Origin of the sequence: Nonomuraea sp. NPDC050227 (genome assembly GCF_044459705.1) — a bacterium.
Taxonomy (GTDB): Bacteria; Actinomycetota; Actinomycetes; order Streptosporangiales; family Streptosporangiaceae; genus Nonomuraea.
The window spans coordinates 49,440-63,321 of record NZ_JBITJF010000020.1; the positions used below are offsets into that span (position 1 = coordinate 49,440).

The window sequence follows — 13,882 nt, forward strand, 5'->3', positions numbered from 1 at the left end:
TGACGACCTGCTACGCATAGCTTTGCCCGACGACATCGATAACCGAAATTGTAGCTCCACTCCGTCCTTCATCCCACACACGGAGGCAAGTCCTATTCGGTGTTCGAGTTAGTCGAACTCGCCCTCCTTGACAGCTCTGATGAACGCCCTCCAAGCACCAACCGTTAATGCAAGAGCTGGCCCATCCGGGTTTTGAGTCTCGTACGGCCCGGCGGGACGCGGGCTGGCTATCGTCGCGGCCTACTCCGAGCAATGGGGTGTCGATCCGACGCCGGACGACAAGATCGTCTGGTTCGTCTGCGAAGGACGGCAGGCCCCATGAACGAGTCGTCGACGTCAGTGAGGGCTTCTCTCTCGGCCGCAACAACCAACCACCCCGTCCGGCCGCCAGGTCACCGACCTGCGCGTGACAGGTGTCCGCGTTTCGAGCTCCAACTGATTCTGCCGCTCGGACGACGTGCTGATTTCCGGCCCGCAGGATTGGATCACTCTGTCGCAAGTGTCTGTAACAGACGATCAAAGGCAGTGATATCAGCGCATACGACTGCGCGAGCGAAATTGATCTTCCTTTTGCCGCCGTTGAACCTCTTCGGAAAACGGCGCATATTGGCATGGTGGAAAAAGTTAGGCTCGATACTCAGGCCTTGGATGGCCTCGATCGCCTCTAGCATCTCACTGGGAGTTTCCGGATGGATCTTCACTCTGATCGCCTGGCTGAGGTCGCGCTGGCGGTCGAGATAGATCGTCACGCAGCTTGCCGGATGGTGTAATTCGCAGACCTTCACCAGTAAGTGGGTCAGTTCATATCCCCGGTCAGCCGCGACGTTGACGAGGCGCTGCTCGACGTCCGTCAGGGGGCGCTGGGTGAGATTCATTCGGACTCCTCGATCGACGCCAATGCACACGTTACCCTCGATGAGGACGACTCATGTGGTGTCCAGCTCAGCAAACGGCACACCCATGGTGATACGAAAGCCCCTGACGACCGTCAGGCTCTCACCTTCAATTGGTGGACACGCTGTTTGGACAAACCCATGACCCGAGCTGTATCCGGCTCCGACCAGTGGCTCGTTAGCACTCTCGCGGCTTTGACCGCGAGTTCCGCAGCGCGCTTGGCATGCGTCTCGGCTAGTTCCTTCTCGCGGCTGTATTCCGCAACCACTCCCGCCACCTCTTCGGGAAGGTCGAAGACGAACTCCACCGCGGGAGTCTCCTCGGGCCATGCCCATGCGTGAATTTCCGCCAAGTCACGCTCCAGTTGGGACAAGGAGCTTGCCACACCCACTCCGTCAACCTCGCCGGTAGGGCAGCGGGACACCCACCGCCGGTTCTCGTAGGTGACGACATACGTAATCGTCTTGCTCATCGGCTCATCCTTTCTACGACCGCCTCCAGCCGCTTCACGGCTTCGCGAAAGAGTTCCGGGTCGCGATCCGGGTCGGCAGGCATCATGACGGGAACCGAGATGACGCCATCCTTGATCACACGCAGGGCGCACATGTCACCCCTGAGGTGGTACAGCCAATCAGCTGTGGCACCTGCGGCCGCCATGATCGTTGCGATCTCGGCGAGTTTCCGCATGTGCGGAGGAAGGATCTCGGTCACAGCATATACTCTATCAGGCTAGGAAGCCACCTCCTATCCTGATAGGAGACACCCTCCTAGCATGCAGTCCTCCCCTGTCGCAATCGACCGGGATCGCTGGCTGCGCCGCGTGGCTCGGCCATACCCTGGTGCCTCCACTCATGCAGGAGGTTCCGCGTGCCGCAGCTCGCCTTCGCCAACAGTTTCTGGGAGAGCTTCGATGCTCTGGAGAAGCCGGTCAAAGCGGGCGTGCGCAAGGCCATGAAACGCTTCCAGCAGCTCTCCATCGCCGAGCTCTACGCCGACAAGGGCCTGCACCTGGAGTCGGTGGTGAACGCACGGGACCCACGAATGCGGACCATCCGTATCACCGAGTTCTGGCGTGGAGTGGTCCTGGCCCCCGACGACGGGACCGACACGTTCCTGCTGCTGAACGTCGTCCCGCACGATGAGGCCTACGGGTGGGCGGCCAAACGGCTCTACACCGTCAACTCCGCCACGCACTCCCTGGAAGTGCGCAACGTCGTCGCCATCGAGCAGCTCACCCCGGCCCTGGAGCAGGCTGCGGCCGAGGCGCCGTCACTGCTGTTCGCCGCGCACTCCGACACCGTGCTGCGCGATCTGGGCATCGACGACCAGGTCCTGCGCGCTGTACGGACCATCATCGACCAGCCGCAGCTGAACGCGTTCGCCTCCCTCCTGCCCGAGGACCAGTTCGAGGTCCTGCAATATCTCGCCGAGGGGTTCTCGCCCGATGAGGTCTATCAGCAGGTCGTGGCCGAACGCCGCCCCGCCGACGCCTCTGCGGACGCGGACCAGAGCCTTGAGCGGGCGATCATCAACACCACCACCCGCATCACCCTGGTCAGCAGCGCGGACGAGCTGACCGACGTGCTCAGCAAGCCGTTCGCCGCCTGGCGGGTCTTCCTGCATCCCTCGCAGCGGCGCGTCGCCTACCGCCCCTCCTACAACGGGCCGGCCCAGGTGACGGGCGGCCCGGGGACGGGCAAGACGGTGGTCGCGCTGCACAGAGTCAAGCATCTGCTCACCCGCTCCCCCGGCAGCCGGATCCTCCTCACGACGTACACCACCGCGCTCGCGGCGGCGCTACGGGAGAATCTGGCGCTGCTTCTCGACGACGACAAGCAGCTCGCGAGGGTGGACGTCACCACGGTGAACGCCTACGCCTACCGCGTCGTGCGGGCGCTGACCGGCCGCACGCCGAAGATGATCGGGGACGCCGACGAGCGCCAGATCTGGCGGCGCATGATCAAGCGGCTGGACCTGCCATGGACCGAGCAGTTCCTGCACCAGGAGTACCGGCATGTCGTCCTCGCACAGCGGATCACCTCGCGGACCGAGTATCTCCAGGCGACCCGGCGCGGCCGGGGCACGGCGATCGGGCCGCGACAGCGGGAGCAGGTCTGGGACGCGGTCGAGGCGTTCACGGCGGAACTCCGCAGCGGCGGTGTCAGCACCCACCTGCAGCTCTGCGCGGAGGCGACCCGCCTGCTCGGCGGCTCCGACCTGAGGCGGTACGGCTTCGACCACGTCATCGTGGACGAGGCTCAGGACCTGCATCCGGCGCAGTGGCGGGTGCTGCGCGCTGCCGTCCTCGACGGTCCGGACGATCTCTTCATCACCGGTGACCCACACCAGCGGATCTACGACTCCAAGGTCTCGCTCGGCTCACTGGGCATCTCCGTGGCCGGGCGGAGCGGCCGGCTGCGCATCAACTACCGCAGCACGGCGGAGATCCTCACCTGGTCGACCGGCCTCCTCGACGGCTCGCGCGTGGAGGACCTGGGGGGACAGGGCAACGAGAGCCTGTCCGGCTACCGCTCCCTTCTTCACGGCAAGCGCCCGCGTACGGCCGGTTTCCCGGGCGAGCAGGCCGAGGTCGCGGCGGTCGTGGAACGGGTGCGGGATTGGGTCGGGCAGGGGGTGCGGCCGAGCGAGATCGCCGTGTGCACGCGATTCAACATCCTGCTGAACAAGGTGCACGAACGGCTGGTGGCCGAGGGCATCCCGGCGCTCAAGGTCAAGGACCAGCCGTCGGCGAACGCCGACGGGGTTCGCCTGGCGACCATGCATGCCATGAAGGGGCTGGAGTTCCGTTGCGTCGCCGTGGTGGGGGTGACCGCGAGCGCCGTGCCGTTCGCGAAGGAGATCACGCCGGTCGAGGTGGATCGGCTCCAGCACGACAGCGACATGTTACGAGAGCGCTGCGTGCTTTTCGTCGCCTGCACGCGGGCACGCGAGGCGCTCTACGTGTCGTGGAGCGGCGCGCCCAGTCCGTTCGTCTCAGAGCAGTCCCGACAGCAGATCTAGAACACCTGTGCGAGCTTTCTGGCCACCTTACCTACTGGAGGGTATGATGAAAACTGCGTCAACACAGTCACGCTTAAGGTTGGAAACCTGAGCGGGCCGGTTCTCCGGGAGGGCTTGATATTCATGGGCGAGCGCCCTGTCATGGTGACACTCGCCGAGATCGCGCGCATCGCAGGGGTCGGACGGGCCGCCGTCAGCAATTGGCGAAGACGGCATCACACCTTCCCCTCCCCTGTCAGCGGCACGGACACCAGTCCCCAGTTCTCCCTGGTCCAGGTTGAGGAGTGGCTGCGTGAGCACGACAAGCTAGGCTCGTCCACCGGTTCACTCGAACGCCTCTGGCCGGCTTACGAGGCCCTGGGCGATCGTGATCGTATGGGGCGGGTCATCGCCGAATTCGGCGCGCGACTGCGAAACGCGCCGCATCGCGAACTCGATCCCGGTGAAGAGCGTCTGGTCGATCAGGCTCTTGAGCTCTCCCTGCACGAAGGCGGCCGCGAGACTTTCCAATACCTTCTCGACCGGTGGCTCGGCACGCACATACGTCAGATCACCACCACACCGCCTCCGCTCGCCTCGTTCATGGCGGAAGTAGCGGCCCACGCCAGGCCGGGAAGGATCAGCACACTGCTCGACCCCGCCTGCGGCGCCGGCGGGCTGCTCCTGGCCGGCGTGGAACGCTGGAACGGGACATGCCGGCTGCTCGGCCACGAACGAGATCCCGTTCTCGCCATGCTGGCGACATCCAGATTGTCGCTGCTGGCCGAGACCGCCGAGATCGACGTCAGAACGACCGACACCTTGCGGAGCGAGTCTCCGGCCGGTGGCGCTGATGTGATCCTCTGCAATCCGCCCACCAATGAACGCGACTGGGGGCACGCGGAACTGGCCACCGATCGACGCTGGATCTTCGGCCTGCCACCACGCACCGAGTCCGAACTCGCGTGGGTGCAGCACATCGTCTCCGCGCTGGGCGATGACGGCGTCGCCGTCGTGCTTCTGCCGCCCGCGGTGGCCTCCCGCCGCGCGGGCCGTCGCATCAGGGCGGCGATGCTGCGTGCAGGATCGCTCAGAGCTGTCATCGCCCTGCCCCCAGGCGCCGCTCCCCCCTTTGGAGTCGGCCTGCACCTGTGGATCCTGCAGCCACCGGGCCAGCGCCGAGCCTCTCCTGCAGTTCTCATGGTGGACACGGCCGACTGCCGAGCCACCTTGTCAGCCGCCCGCGCTCACGCTGTCGACTGGGACGCCGTCCGAGATCGGGCATTCGGCGCGATGGCCGGCAAGGCGCAAGAGGGCAGCATCGAAATACCGGTCCTCGACCTGCTGGGCGAGGAGACCGACCTGACGCCGGCACGGCATGTGCCCACCAGTGTGTCGGTGTCGGTCGTCAGCCATCGCCGTACCTGGCGGCAGTTCGACTCGAGCCTGCAGGAAGCGCAGGATCTGGGAAAGATCCTGCGCGATCTCGAGGTGGTGCGGGAAGTGGCGGACGCCCACGCCGTACCGGTCGCCGACCTCGAACAAGCCGGCACGCTTGCGCTGGCACCAGGGCAGGCGATCCCGGACGGATACATCCGGCGGGGTGAGCGACCCGATGACGGGGTTCCAGTGCTCACCGTCGCGGACCTGCGAGAGGGACAGCCACCTCAGTTCTGGATAGCCGCCGAGGACGTCGAGCAGCTCGAACGGGACAAGGGCGTCACCGTGACATCGTCCAACGACGTGGTGGTGGTCGTTCCGTCAGCCGAGTTCAGCGCCTGGGTGGACGCGTCGGCCCCCACGGTCCTGGGGCCGCACATCCATCGGCTCCGGCCCGACACTGAGCGTCTTGACCCATGGTTCCTGGCCGCCTGCCTGCGTGCGCACTTCAACGCGCGGCAGGCCGGCACACACGCCACCACCACATCGCGAGTGGATCCGCGACGTCTCCTGGTGCCCAGTATTCCTGTCGACGAACAGCGCCGATACGGCGACATCCATCGGCGGCTCGTGCGCTTCGAACATGCCATCGCGGATGTGGCCAACGTGGGTGCGACGCTGAGCCGGACACTCACGGAACTTCTGGCCGCCGGGCGGCTCAGAGAGAGCTGAGCATCGTCTCGACCTCATCGCGGTGGCCCCACTCGGCCAGTTCGGCAGCGAACTCGCGACAGCGCCGATACACCTTGGGGGACGACCGAGGAAGATCGCGAAGCTCGCCGACCACCGTTCTCCACATGTCGAAGGCCGCCTCGGTGTCGTCCTTCTCCGGCACCAGGCATTCGGCGACGCCGACGCGGGCTTCCAAGAGAAGGTCCACGTCCTCTGCACCGAGAGGTGTGCGCTCCACGGCGCGGTACAGCCTGCCGGCTCCGGGCCAGTCCCCTTCGAGCCGGGCACGATCCGCGCGAACCAGCTGAGCCCGTACGACAAGGCGCTCACGCGGTCCCCAGGCCGCTTCCACCTCTTTCAACTGCGCCACCACCCGTTCCGCATGCTGGTCAGGCCGGTGTTCCAGTACTTCGCGCTCGGCGGCGTCGAGCAGGTCACCGAACTCGCGGCGGCTCGGCATCGTCCTGCGCCTGACAGAGGGGCGCTGCCGTTGCGCGGACGCCGGCTTCGCGGCCACGGCCGGTGAGTCGCGGCCTTCTCTGAAGGGCAGAGTGGGATCGGGGTCCAACCGGGGCGAGGGCGCGGAGTCACCGAGCCGGGGAAGATAGCGGCGCAGCACCTCCAGGCCGTCGGCCAGGGCCGGCCTGATCTCGGGCTCCTTCTGCAACATCCCCCAAGTCAGGTCGGCCAGGTCGGCGCCCACGGAGTACTGCGCGGGGTCGATGCGCGGCGGAGGATCGCTGCGGTGACGCTCCTCAACGCTCCGGTCAGGAAGATCACAAAATACCTGTTTCGCGGTGATGAACTCGTACAGCATGCAGGCGAAGCCGTAGAGGTCCGCAGCAAAGGTCGGATCCTTGACTCCTCTGATGATCTCCGGCGCCATGTAGCCGGTGCTGCCGGGCGTGTGGCCATGGCGGGTGTAGCGGGTGGCCTGCGGGTCGGTCGGCAGGGCGATGCCGAAGTCGATGATGTGGACGGCGCCGTCGCTCGCGAGCACCACATTCTGCGGCTTCAGATCGCGGTGCACGACGCCGCCCTGGTGAATCCTGTCGAGGATCTCCAGGATCTGTACGCCGATCGCGGCGGCGGCGGCCAACGACGGCCGGTGGGAGGAGAGGAAGTCGCGCAGGTTCTTTCCCGGGATGAACTCCATCACCAGGCACGGGTCCCCACGGAAACGGCCATGGGCGAGCAGGCCCGGAATGCCGGGGCCGGCGAACTTGTCCAGGAGGTCACGCTCGCGCTCGAAGCGCTTGAACGCCTCGCTGCGGACGGTTCGCTCATCGAGGTCGTAGGGAGACGACCAGTAGTCACGACCGAGCGCTTTGACCGCCACGGTCTTCCTTGACTGCAGATCCTCGGCCAGCCATACGCGCGCCATGCCCCCCGCCTTGAGGGTGGCGCTGATCCGGAACCTCTCGAAGAGCACGTCTCCTGGCCGCACTGCGTCTCCCCTGTTGCATGACGTTCACACTTGGCGTTCCGATTACAGAATACAGAGTCTCGCTTGACTTAGTTCACAGAGTCGGCTTCTCTATGACCGTGAGCACTTTCCCAACGCCCTCCGGCCTCAGTGGCCGATCCGACGTGGTCAGGATCGGCCTGCCCTTGCTCCGCGACGAGGCCGACGCCTGTGCCCGAGGGCGGGCACTACGGGCGCGCCCGCTCCTGACGCAGACCCCCGGGCGCTCTCGGAGGAAGCCCGTCCAGGACTTCTTCTTCACACCGGTGCAGAGCATGCTCGACGCGATCGAGTACCAGGGCAGCAGCGTGGAGGCTGCGCTGACGGACAGCCGGCACACCCGCAACTGTCACGCTGTCCACCGCGCGTGGGCACTCGACGCCGTGCTGACCTACCTCGCCGCTCGGGCACGGCACGAGGCCGCCGGATACCCGGTCACGTTTCCCGTGACCACCGAGTGGGTGGGACTGAGTCGGCTGCGCCAGCCGGACACGAGGGGGGTTGTGCAGTATGAGCGCACCGCCTGGTGCCGAAGGTACGCCACCCTGGACGGCTCGGCGCGGGAAATCTGGATTCCGTCCGTAGGTTCGGCCAAGGAGAACCGGTCGGAGGCGGAGATCGCGGCCGCCGCCGCGATCGCGGCAACCGGGGTCCCGGCTCGCGGGTCCTTCGGCGAGCCCTACCAGAAGGTGGATACCGATGTGGTCAAGCCGCAGCGGGTCCGCATCATCGGCGTCGGCCTCGCAGACGGCAAGCCCCTCGTCCTGGCGGACTGGGATGCAGAAGAGGCAGTGCGTCAGTTCGAGACACACGCTAAGAAGCGGTACGCCGCCGTCCTCGACGGGCGGGCACTGCGCCCGGGGTCGGACTGCACCACCTGTGAGGGACTCCTCGGGTGCACAGCTCTTCCCGAAGTTCCAGGACTGCTCGGTGCACCCGCCCCTCGCCGTCCTCGCAAGCGGCGTAGCGTCTCCATCAGCGACCTGCGTGCCTACAAGTCCTGCCCGGCGCGCTTCCATCTGACTCGGACCCTGTACATCAGGGACGGCCGGACCGAGAACGAGGCGATCCGCCGCGGCCGCGCCGTAGACGCCTGGCTGAACGGCCGGCACAGCCAAGCTGCCCGGATCCCTTGCCGGAACGTTCCATTGCCTACCGAGTTGCCGGGCCTGACGGAGGAGGAGCTGGGCCCCGCCGTCCGCATGATCAAGAAGCATCACGCCTCCTGTCCGCTCGACGGTCTGCCGGAGAACGAACTCGTCCGCACTCAGTGGCGGCTGGCCGCCTACGACCCCGTCCTCGACACGGTCGTCATCGCCGACCCCGACCTGCTCTATACCGAGGCGGGCGGCTGGGTGTGGCGTGAGACGAAGACCGCGTCGCGCCGTGCCTGGCACGGCCGTTCCCTGCTCAGCGAGTATCCGCAGCTCGCACTGGCCGTCCTGCTGCTGGCTGCCGGCGTCCCCGGCGGCGATCCCCGTCAGTCGCGGATCGAGCTGGAGATTCTCCGGGAGGACGGTTCGGTCTGTGAGGAGATCGACCCGTTCGATCAAGCCACCCGGGACGAGGCCCGCAAGATCGTCGCGGGGCTCGCCACCGGCTGGGCCAACGATGAGGCGTACTCCCCCACCCCCGGCGAGCACTGCGGTGATTGCGAGGTCCGCCGCTGGTGTGCCGTATCAGGAGTATCCCGATGACCACCGGCGCGCTGCCCGACCCCGCCGCGGACTGGACCGCTCACCGAGGCATTCCGCTGATCCGTACGCTGGCCGGCGCCCTGCTGGCGCTGGATGCGCAGACCGGCCTCGACGCGTTCTCCCTGCCCTACCCGGCGGAGGCCCAGCGGGCACTGGACCGCACGATCCTCGCCTGCCTGCTCAGGGAGGCCACGCCGCCGGCGAGCCTCACCGAACTGGTATTGTGGTGCAAGGAGGTACCTCTCGCCGACTGGCCGGTCGAGCTGCCGACGGACGCGATTGGTCCGGAGGACCGGCTGCTGGACGCGGATTCCGGGCGGCCGACCGAGCTCTGCCATGAATGGGCCGAACGCACCCGTGACAGCGCGCTGGCCTTCCGCGATCGAGAGATCATCCACACCGCGCTACGCCTGTGCCGGGCGGCTGGCGAAGAGGAGGCGTACACCGCCTTCCGCGGGCTGCTCGTCAATCGGCCGGTCCTGACCGCGCCGGAGAGCTTCGAGGTCCTCAATGACCTGGTGCTGGAGCCGGTACACGATCTGATCCGGCGTATCTACCTACCGGTTCCCGCGAGCTATCTGTACGACGGCGCATACGTCTGCTGCGCGCGCTGCCTCACGCTGCTGGTCCCCACGCACGGCGGGGGGTGGTGGTGTGAGCGTGACCACTGTCGTCGCCAGGGGCCGGCCCCTGCGGGCAGACGGCTGCGGCGGGAGGACACAGGCGAACTGCACCAGGTCGAACGACCCTTGCGGCAGTTCGTCACGGGCCCGGGACGTGCCGAGGCCGCGCTGCAGCAGGAGTTGTCGGCGTTGGGGCTGACCCTGCGGATGTGGCCGGGCTATGACGCCTACGACCTGCTCGTCACCTTTCCTGACGGTCACCGCTGGGCGATCGACGTGAAGGACTGGGCGAACCCCTTCTTCCTCGGCCGCTCGGCTCGCCCAGTGCCGCAGGAGCCTTCGTACGAAGAGGCGTTCTGGGTCGTCCCGCGCCATCGGGTCGTGACCAGGCGGGACTACATCTCCGTGTACGAGCGCAACCGTCCCCTCAACGCCCGCGACCTGCCTCTTCTCACCGACACAGACCTCGTCAGACGGGCCGAGGCCCGGCTCCGCAAGCAGAAGGGGAACTCGCATGCGTGACCGCGAGAGCTGGCACCGGCCCATCAGCCGCGAGCTCGGTCAGGTCTGGAACGGCCTGCCGGCAGGGCTGCAAGGTATGAAGCCTGCCCATCTGTGCCAGGTCGAACTGGCCCTGCGGCTCCTGGAACGGCTGGCCCCGGGGGAACCGGCCGAAGGTGTCTATACCCTGCTCGGCGGCTACCCCTTCGCTCACGCCGCCGGCCTGGCCCGGACCGCCGAACACGACACGATGCTCACCGCCGCCCGCCACCTGCTCTGGACGCTGCGCCGGCGCCGCGCCTGGCGCCACATGCTGGAGCTGTACCGCATGGTGCCGGCGAGGTTGCGCTCCTATGAGGTCCCGGAGGACGGCAGCTCTGTCTTTGCGTTGACTCCGACGATCGCGTTCGACCGGGTCACGGTCTACGATGACACGCTCGCCCGGCTGCCACAGCACTCGCGCAAACCGCTTGTCCCCGCCCCTGCGGGCCGCAGCGGGTTCATGGATCGCCGCCGCCCCACCTCCGTCACCATTCCAGAGGCGCTGATCTTCGATCCCCTACGCGGTCACGACCTGGCGCGGGGACGGCCGGGCGGGGGCACCCCGTTGACGATCACTCGCTCGGAGCTGCTGGCCACGGCCGTCTGGATGGATGAGCGAGAACGGGATCTGGGCCTGGAGCGCCGGGGCAACTGGGAGAAGAGGCTCGGCGAGTTGCGCTTCGCGCCTCGCGACGCCGACGGCCAAACCTTCAGCGAACGGGACGACATTCACCTCGACGGCCTCATGCACCTGGCCGGAATGGTGGGCGCGGGCAAGAGCACGCTCATGACGCTCCTGGCGGTTTGGGCTGCCCGCCGGGAGCTGCGCGTCACCCTCGTCGTCGGGGACGTCGCCGAGCAGCTGCGGCTCTGCGAGCTGCTGAACGACCTGGAGCTGTCCGCCGTACCGGTCCTGGGGCCGACCACTCGTGAAACCCACGTGCAGCGACTGCATCGCCGGCTCGCCTCGCGCGGCCTGCACAACCTGCTCGACCACGATGCGGCCGGTTTCGACGACCTCAGCACGGCGTGCGTGATCGACGCGCTACGAGGCACAGAGGCCATCCAACCCCTCCGGTACTCCGACGCGCCGTGCACCGCTCTGTACCCGGAGCAGCGTGCGGTTCAGCAGACTGCCGACATCGTCCTTCCTGAGCCGTACCAGCCGGGTGCGGCCGCGCAGAAGCGCCCGGCCGACGAGCTGCGAGGCGGTCAGCGTGGCTGTCCGGTGTGGGCGAGATGCCCGCGTCACCGCGCGGCACGCAACCTCGTCGAAGGGCTGATCTGGATCGCCAACCCGGCGAGCCTCGTGCAGAGTGCCGTCCCGCAGCACCTGAACGAGGAGCGGCTGCGCTATCTCGAACTCGCCTGCCTGCTCAGCGACATCGTCATCGTCGACGAGGCGGACTCGGTGCAGATGAAGCTGGACGAGATCTTCGCCCCCTCCGCGACACTCGTCCGCCCGGATCCCGACTCCTGGCTCGACCAGCTGCACACCCACAAGATCGAGGAGCTCTCACGGCGGGGCCGTCTGCCCCTCACCGACCAGGACATCGAGCGGTGGAACTCGGCGCTGACTGTCGTGACGGCCGCCACCGACCGGCTCTACCGGCTGCTCATTTCGGAAGCGGAGCTGCGCGACTGGGCGGACATCGAATACTTCAGCCCGTGGACTCTGCAGGAGAAGCTGCTCGGAGACTGGTTCGACGAGCAGCTTCCAGGCCCGGAGGGCGTGCACGACGAACGACAGCTGTACGAGCCCTATGACGGCGATCTGTCCGACGCCGATGAGAGTCGCGTTCTCCTCGATTCCCTCCGTGCGCAGCTCACCGGGCTCCTGGACGCCTTCCGCGATGATCCACTGGGCGACTCCGGCCCGTACGGCACGTGCACCGACGACCTGATCGACACCACGCGCGACCTCCTGCACACGCTCAACACGGCCCGTACCCGCGCTCGTGTCAAAGCTCTGCTGAACAAGCTGATCGAGAACACGCCCGCCTCCGCGCGGGACGACGCCTGGCGCGAACTGACCTGCAGGCGGCTGGAGTTCCTGCTCGTCCTGTCGGCGCTCCATCAGCGGCTGGAACGCCTGACATTCCTCTGGCCTCAGGTCGAGGCCGCCCTCCGGCTGGACTCCACTGGCAACGAACTGGCGAGGCGACCGCCGCTCGACTACGCACCGCTCATCCCCGAGGCCCCGATGGGCAACGTCCTGGGTTTCCAGTACCTCCCGGACGAGCGGGAGCGCGACGAAGACGGCAACAACAGCGGAACCCTGCGCTTCTTCCGGTGCGCGGGCGTGGGTCGTGAGCTGCTTCTCTCCCTCCACGACCTGGGAGCGGACCCGGGACAGGGACGCCCGGGCCCACACGTGGTGCTCATGTCGGGCACCAGCTGGGCCGGCGCGTCGACCCGCGCCCACGTCCTGGCGCCTGTGGGCGCCGTGCTCATGCCGTCGGAACGCTCGCTCGACGCGGTGGGGCAATCGCGGTTCGCCACGCGTTTCCTCTATGACGCCGACGGAGCGCCCATGAGTCTGTCCGGCACAGATCCCAAGGTCCGGCCAGTGGCCGCCAGGGCTCTCGCCATGCGTCTGGGCAGTCCCGGACGTGGTGGCGGTGCCAGCCCGCTGGAGGAGGAGCTGGCCCTGGTCGGGGACGACAACCGGCGCCGGGCGATCCTGCTCGTCGGTAGCTACCGGGAGGCGAACGCCGTCGCCGACACTCTGCATGGGATGGACCGCTGGCGGGGCAGGGTACGGGTGCTGGCCGCCGACGACGCCGATCTTGATCAGTCCGTACGCGGCACGGACCCGGCGGTCGCGGAACACGCCACCACGTTGCGGCGAGGCGACCTCGCCATGTTCGCCGAGGACCACGATGCCGAACTGCTGGTGGCGCCGTTGCTGGCGGTCGAGCGCGGGCACAACATCCTCAACGCTGATCGCAACGCGGCCTTCGGCACCGCCCTGTTCCTGGCCCGTCCACATCCCCGTCCCGACGACCTGACGCTGGCGATCTTCGCCGTGAACGACTGGGTCTGCCGCTTCGTCCGTGACCAGGGGCGGCCCGACAATCGCACGGGTCCGGCCACGTTCGGCGAGCTCGTCGCCAAGGCCGCCGGGCTCGATCGGGCCGGGCTCGACTTCCGCCACGAGGCGCGGCAGGAATGGCGTCGCCTGCTGTCCCGGCGCTACGTCTACTCACGGCTGTCGCCGTGGGAGAAGCGGGCTTTCGCTTGGGATCAGCTGGTGACCATGTGGCAGGTCATCGGCCGGCTCGTACGGGGCGGGGTGCCTGCCCGGGTCGTCTTCGTCGACGCCAGTTTCGCCCCGAAGACGGCCCGTGCGCTGTCCCCGGGCGCCACTGGCGCCGTCCCCGTCGAGGACGGCCTCCTCTCAGCCCTCCGCTTCATCCTCGCCCCATACTTCGATGCCGGAGCCGACCCTGCGGCATTCCCGGACCCGGCGGACCCGGCTCTCGCCCGGCTGCTCTATCAACCGCTGTACGACGCCCTGTCCAACCTCGAACACCACCGTTGAGGAC

Annotated in this window: 10 protein-coding genes; 5 read left to right on the top strand and 5 right to left on the bottom strand. The window is 67.4% G+C overall.

Features of this window, described 5'->3' with window-relative positions; genetic code table 11:
• Nucleotides 1–108: 108 nt before the first annotated feature.
• The 4 genes from ACIBK9_RS50425 to ACIBK9_RS50440 all read right to left on the bottom strand — a co-directional run bounded on the left by ACIBK9_RS50425 (nt 109) and on the right by ACIBK9_RS50440 (nt 1,605).
• Nucleotides 109–231: a DUF397 domain-containing protein gene (locus ACIBK9_RS50425; RefSeq protein ID WP_397166533.1), complete on the bottom strand. Its 123-nt coding sequence runs from the start codon at nt 229–231 to the stop codon at nt 109–111.
• Nucleotides 232–485: 254 nt separating this feature from the next.
• A complete protein-coding gene (locus tag ACIBK9_RS50430) occupies nt 486–875 on the bottom strand; it encodes a hypothetical protein (RefSeq protein WP_397166454.1) in 390 nt (129 codons plus the stop codon).
• Between the two features lie 113 nt (nt 876–988).
• On the bottom strand, nt 989–1,366 hold the full coding sequence (locus ACIBK9_RS50435; protein ID WP_397166456.1) for a hypothetical protein: 378 nt from the start codon (nt 1,364–1,366) through the stop codon (nt 989–991).
• Nucleotides 1,363–1,605 carry a hypothetical protein gene (locus ACIBK9_RS50440; RefSeq protein WP_397166458.1) on the bottom strand — a complete coding sequence of 81 codons (243 nt, stop codon included), beginning with the start codon at nt 1,603–1,605 and terminating at the stop codon, nt 1,363–1,365. Before ACIBK9_RS50440 ends, ACIBK9_RS50435 begins: the two co-directional genes overlap by 4 nt.
• 156 nt (nt 1,606–1,761) lie before the next feature.
• Here ACIBK9_RS50440 and ACIBK9_RS50445 point away from each other — a divergent pair, with 156 nt between their 5' ends.
• Both ACIBK9_RS50445 and ACIBK9_RS50450 read left to right on the top strand, forming a co-directional pair.
• Complete coding sequence (locus tag ACIBK9_RS50445) at nt 1,762–3,915, top strand: UvrD-helicase domain-containing protein (RefSeq protein WP_397166459.1); 2,154 nt, start codon at nt 1,762–1,764, stop codon at nt 3,913–3,915.
• 141 nt (nt 3,916–4,056) lie between these two features.
• On the top strand, nt 4,057–6,006 hold the full coding sequence (locus ACIBK9_RS50450) for an N-6 DNA methylase (RefSeq protein ID WP_397166461.1): 1,950 nt from the start codon (nt 4,057–4,059) through the stop codon (nt 6,004–6,006).
• Here the strand turns inward: ACIBK9_RS50450 and ACIBK9_RS50455 are convergent.
• Entirely contained in the window at nt 5,993–7,438 is a 1,446-nt protein-coding gene (locus ACIBK9_RS50455; RefSeq protein WP_397166462.1) for a serine/threonine protein kinase, read from the bottom strand. The genes ACIBK9_RS50450 and ACIBK9_RS50455 overlap by 14 nt on opposite strands.
• A 308-nt stretch (nt 7,439–7,746) precedes the next feature.
• Here ACIBK9_RS50455 and ACIBK9_RS50460 point away from each other — a divergent pair, with 308 nt between their 5' ends.
• The 3 genes from ACIBK9_RS50460 to ACIBK9_RS50470 are packed head-to-tail and all read left to right on the top strand — an operon-like array spanning nt 7,747 to nt 13,878.
• Nucleotides 7,747–9,168, top strand: coding sequence for a PD-(D/E)XK nuclease family protein (locus tag ACIBK9_RS50460; protein WP_397166464.1), 1,422 nt, complete (start codon nt 7,747–7,749; stop codon nt 9,166–9,168).
• Nucleotides 9,165–10,313 carry a hypothetical protein gene (locus tag ACIBK9_RS50465; RefSeq protein ID WP_397166466.1) on the top strand — a complete coding sequence of 383 codons (1,149 nt, stop codon included), beginning with the start codon at nt 9,165–9,167 and terminating at the stop codon, nt 10,311–10,313. Before ACIBK9_RS50460 ends, ACIBK9_RS50465 begins: the two co-directional genes overlap by 4 nt.
• A complete protein-coding gene (locus tag ACIBK9_RS50470) occupies nt 10,306–13,878 on the top strand; it encodes a hypothetical protein (RefSeq protein WP_397166468.1) in 3,573 nt (1,190 codons plus the stop codon). The genes ACIBK9_RS50465 and ACIBK9_RS50470 overlap by 8 nt, the downstream gene beginning before the upstream one ends.
• Nucleotides 13,879–13,882 lie beyond the last annotated feature (4 nt).

Excerpts from the sequence above, each read along its gene's own strand:
- ACIBK9_RS50435 (WP_397166456.1), bottom strand. The coding sequence starts at position 1,366 with ATGAGCAAGACGATTACGTATGTCGTCACCTACGAGAACCGGCGGTGG.
- ACIBK9_RS50430 (WP_397166454.1), bottom strand. The coding sequence starts at position 875 with ATGAATCTCACCCAGCGCCCCCTGACGGACGTCGAGCAGCGCCTCGTC.
- ACIBK9_RS50460 (WP_397166464.1), top strand. The coding sequence starts at position 7,747 with ATGCTCGACGCGATCGAGTACCAGGGCAGCAGCGTGGAGGCTGCGCTG.
- ACIBK9_RS50470 (WP_397166468.1), top strand. The coding sequence starts at position 10,306 with ATGCGTGACCGCGAGAGCTGGCACCGGCCCATCAGCCGCGAGCTCGGT.
- ACIBK9_RS50465 (WP_397166466.1), top strand. The coding sequence starts at position 9,165 with ATGACCACCGGCGCGCTGCCCGACCCCGCCGCGGACTGGACCGCTCAC.
- ACIBK9_RS50450 (WP_397166461.1), top strand. The coding sequence starts at position 4,057 with ATGGTGACACTCGCCGAGATCGCGCGCATCGCAGGGGTCGGACGGGCC.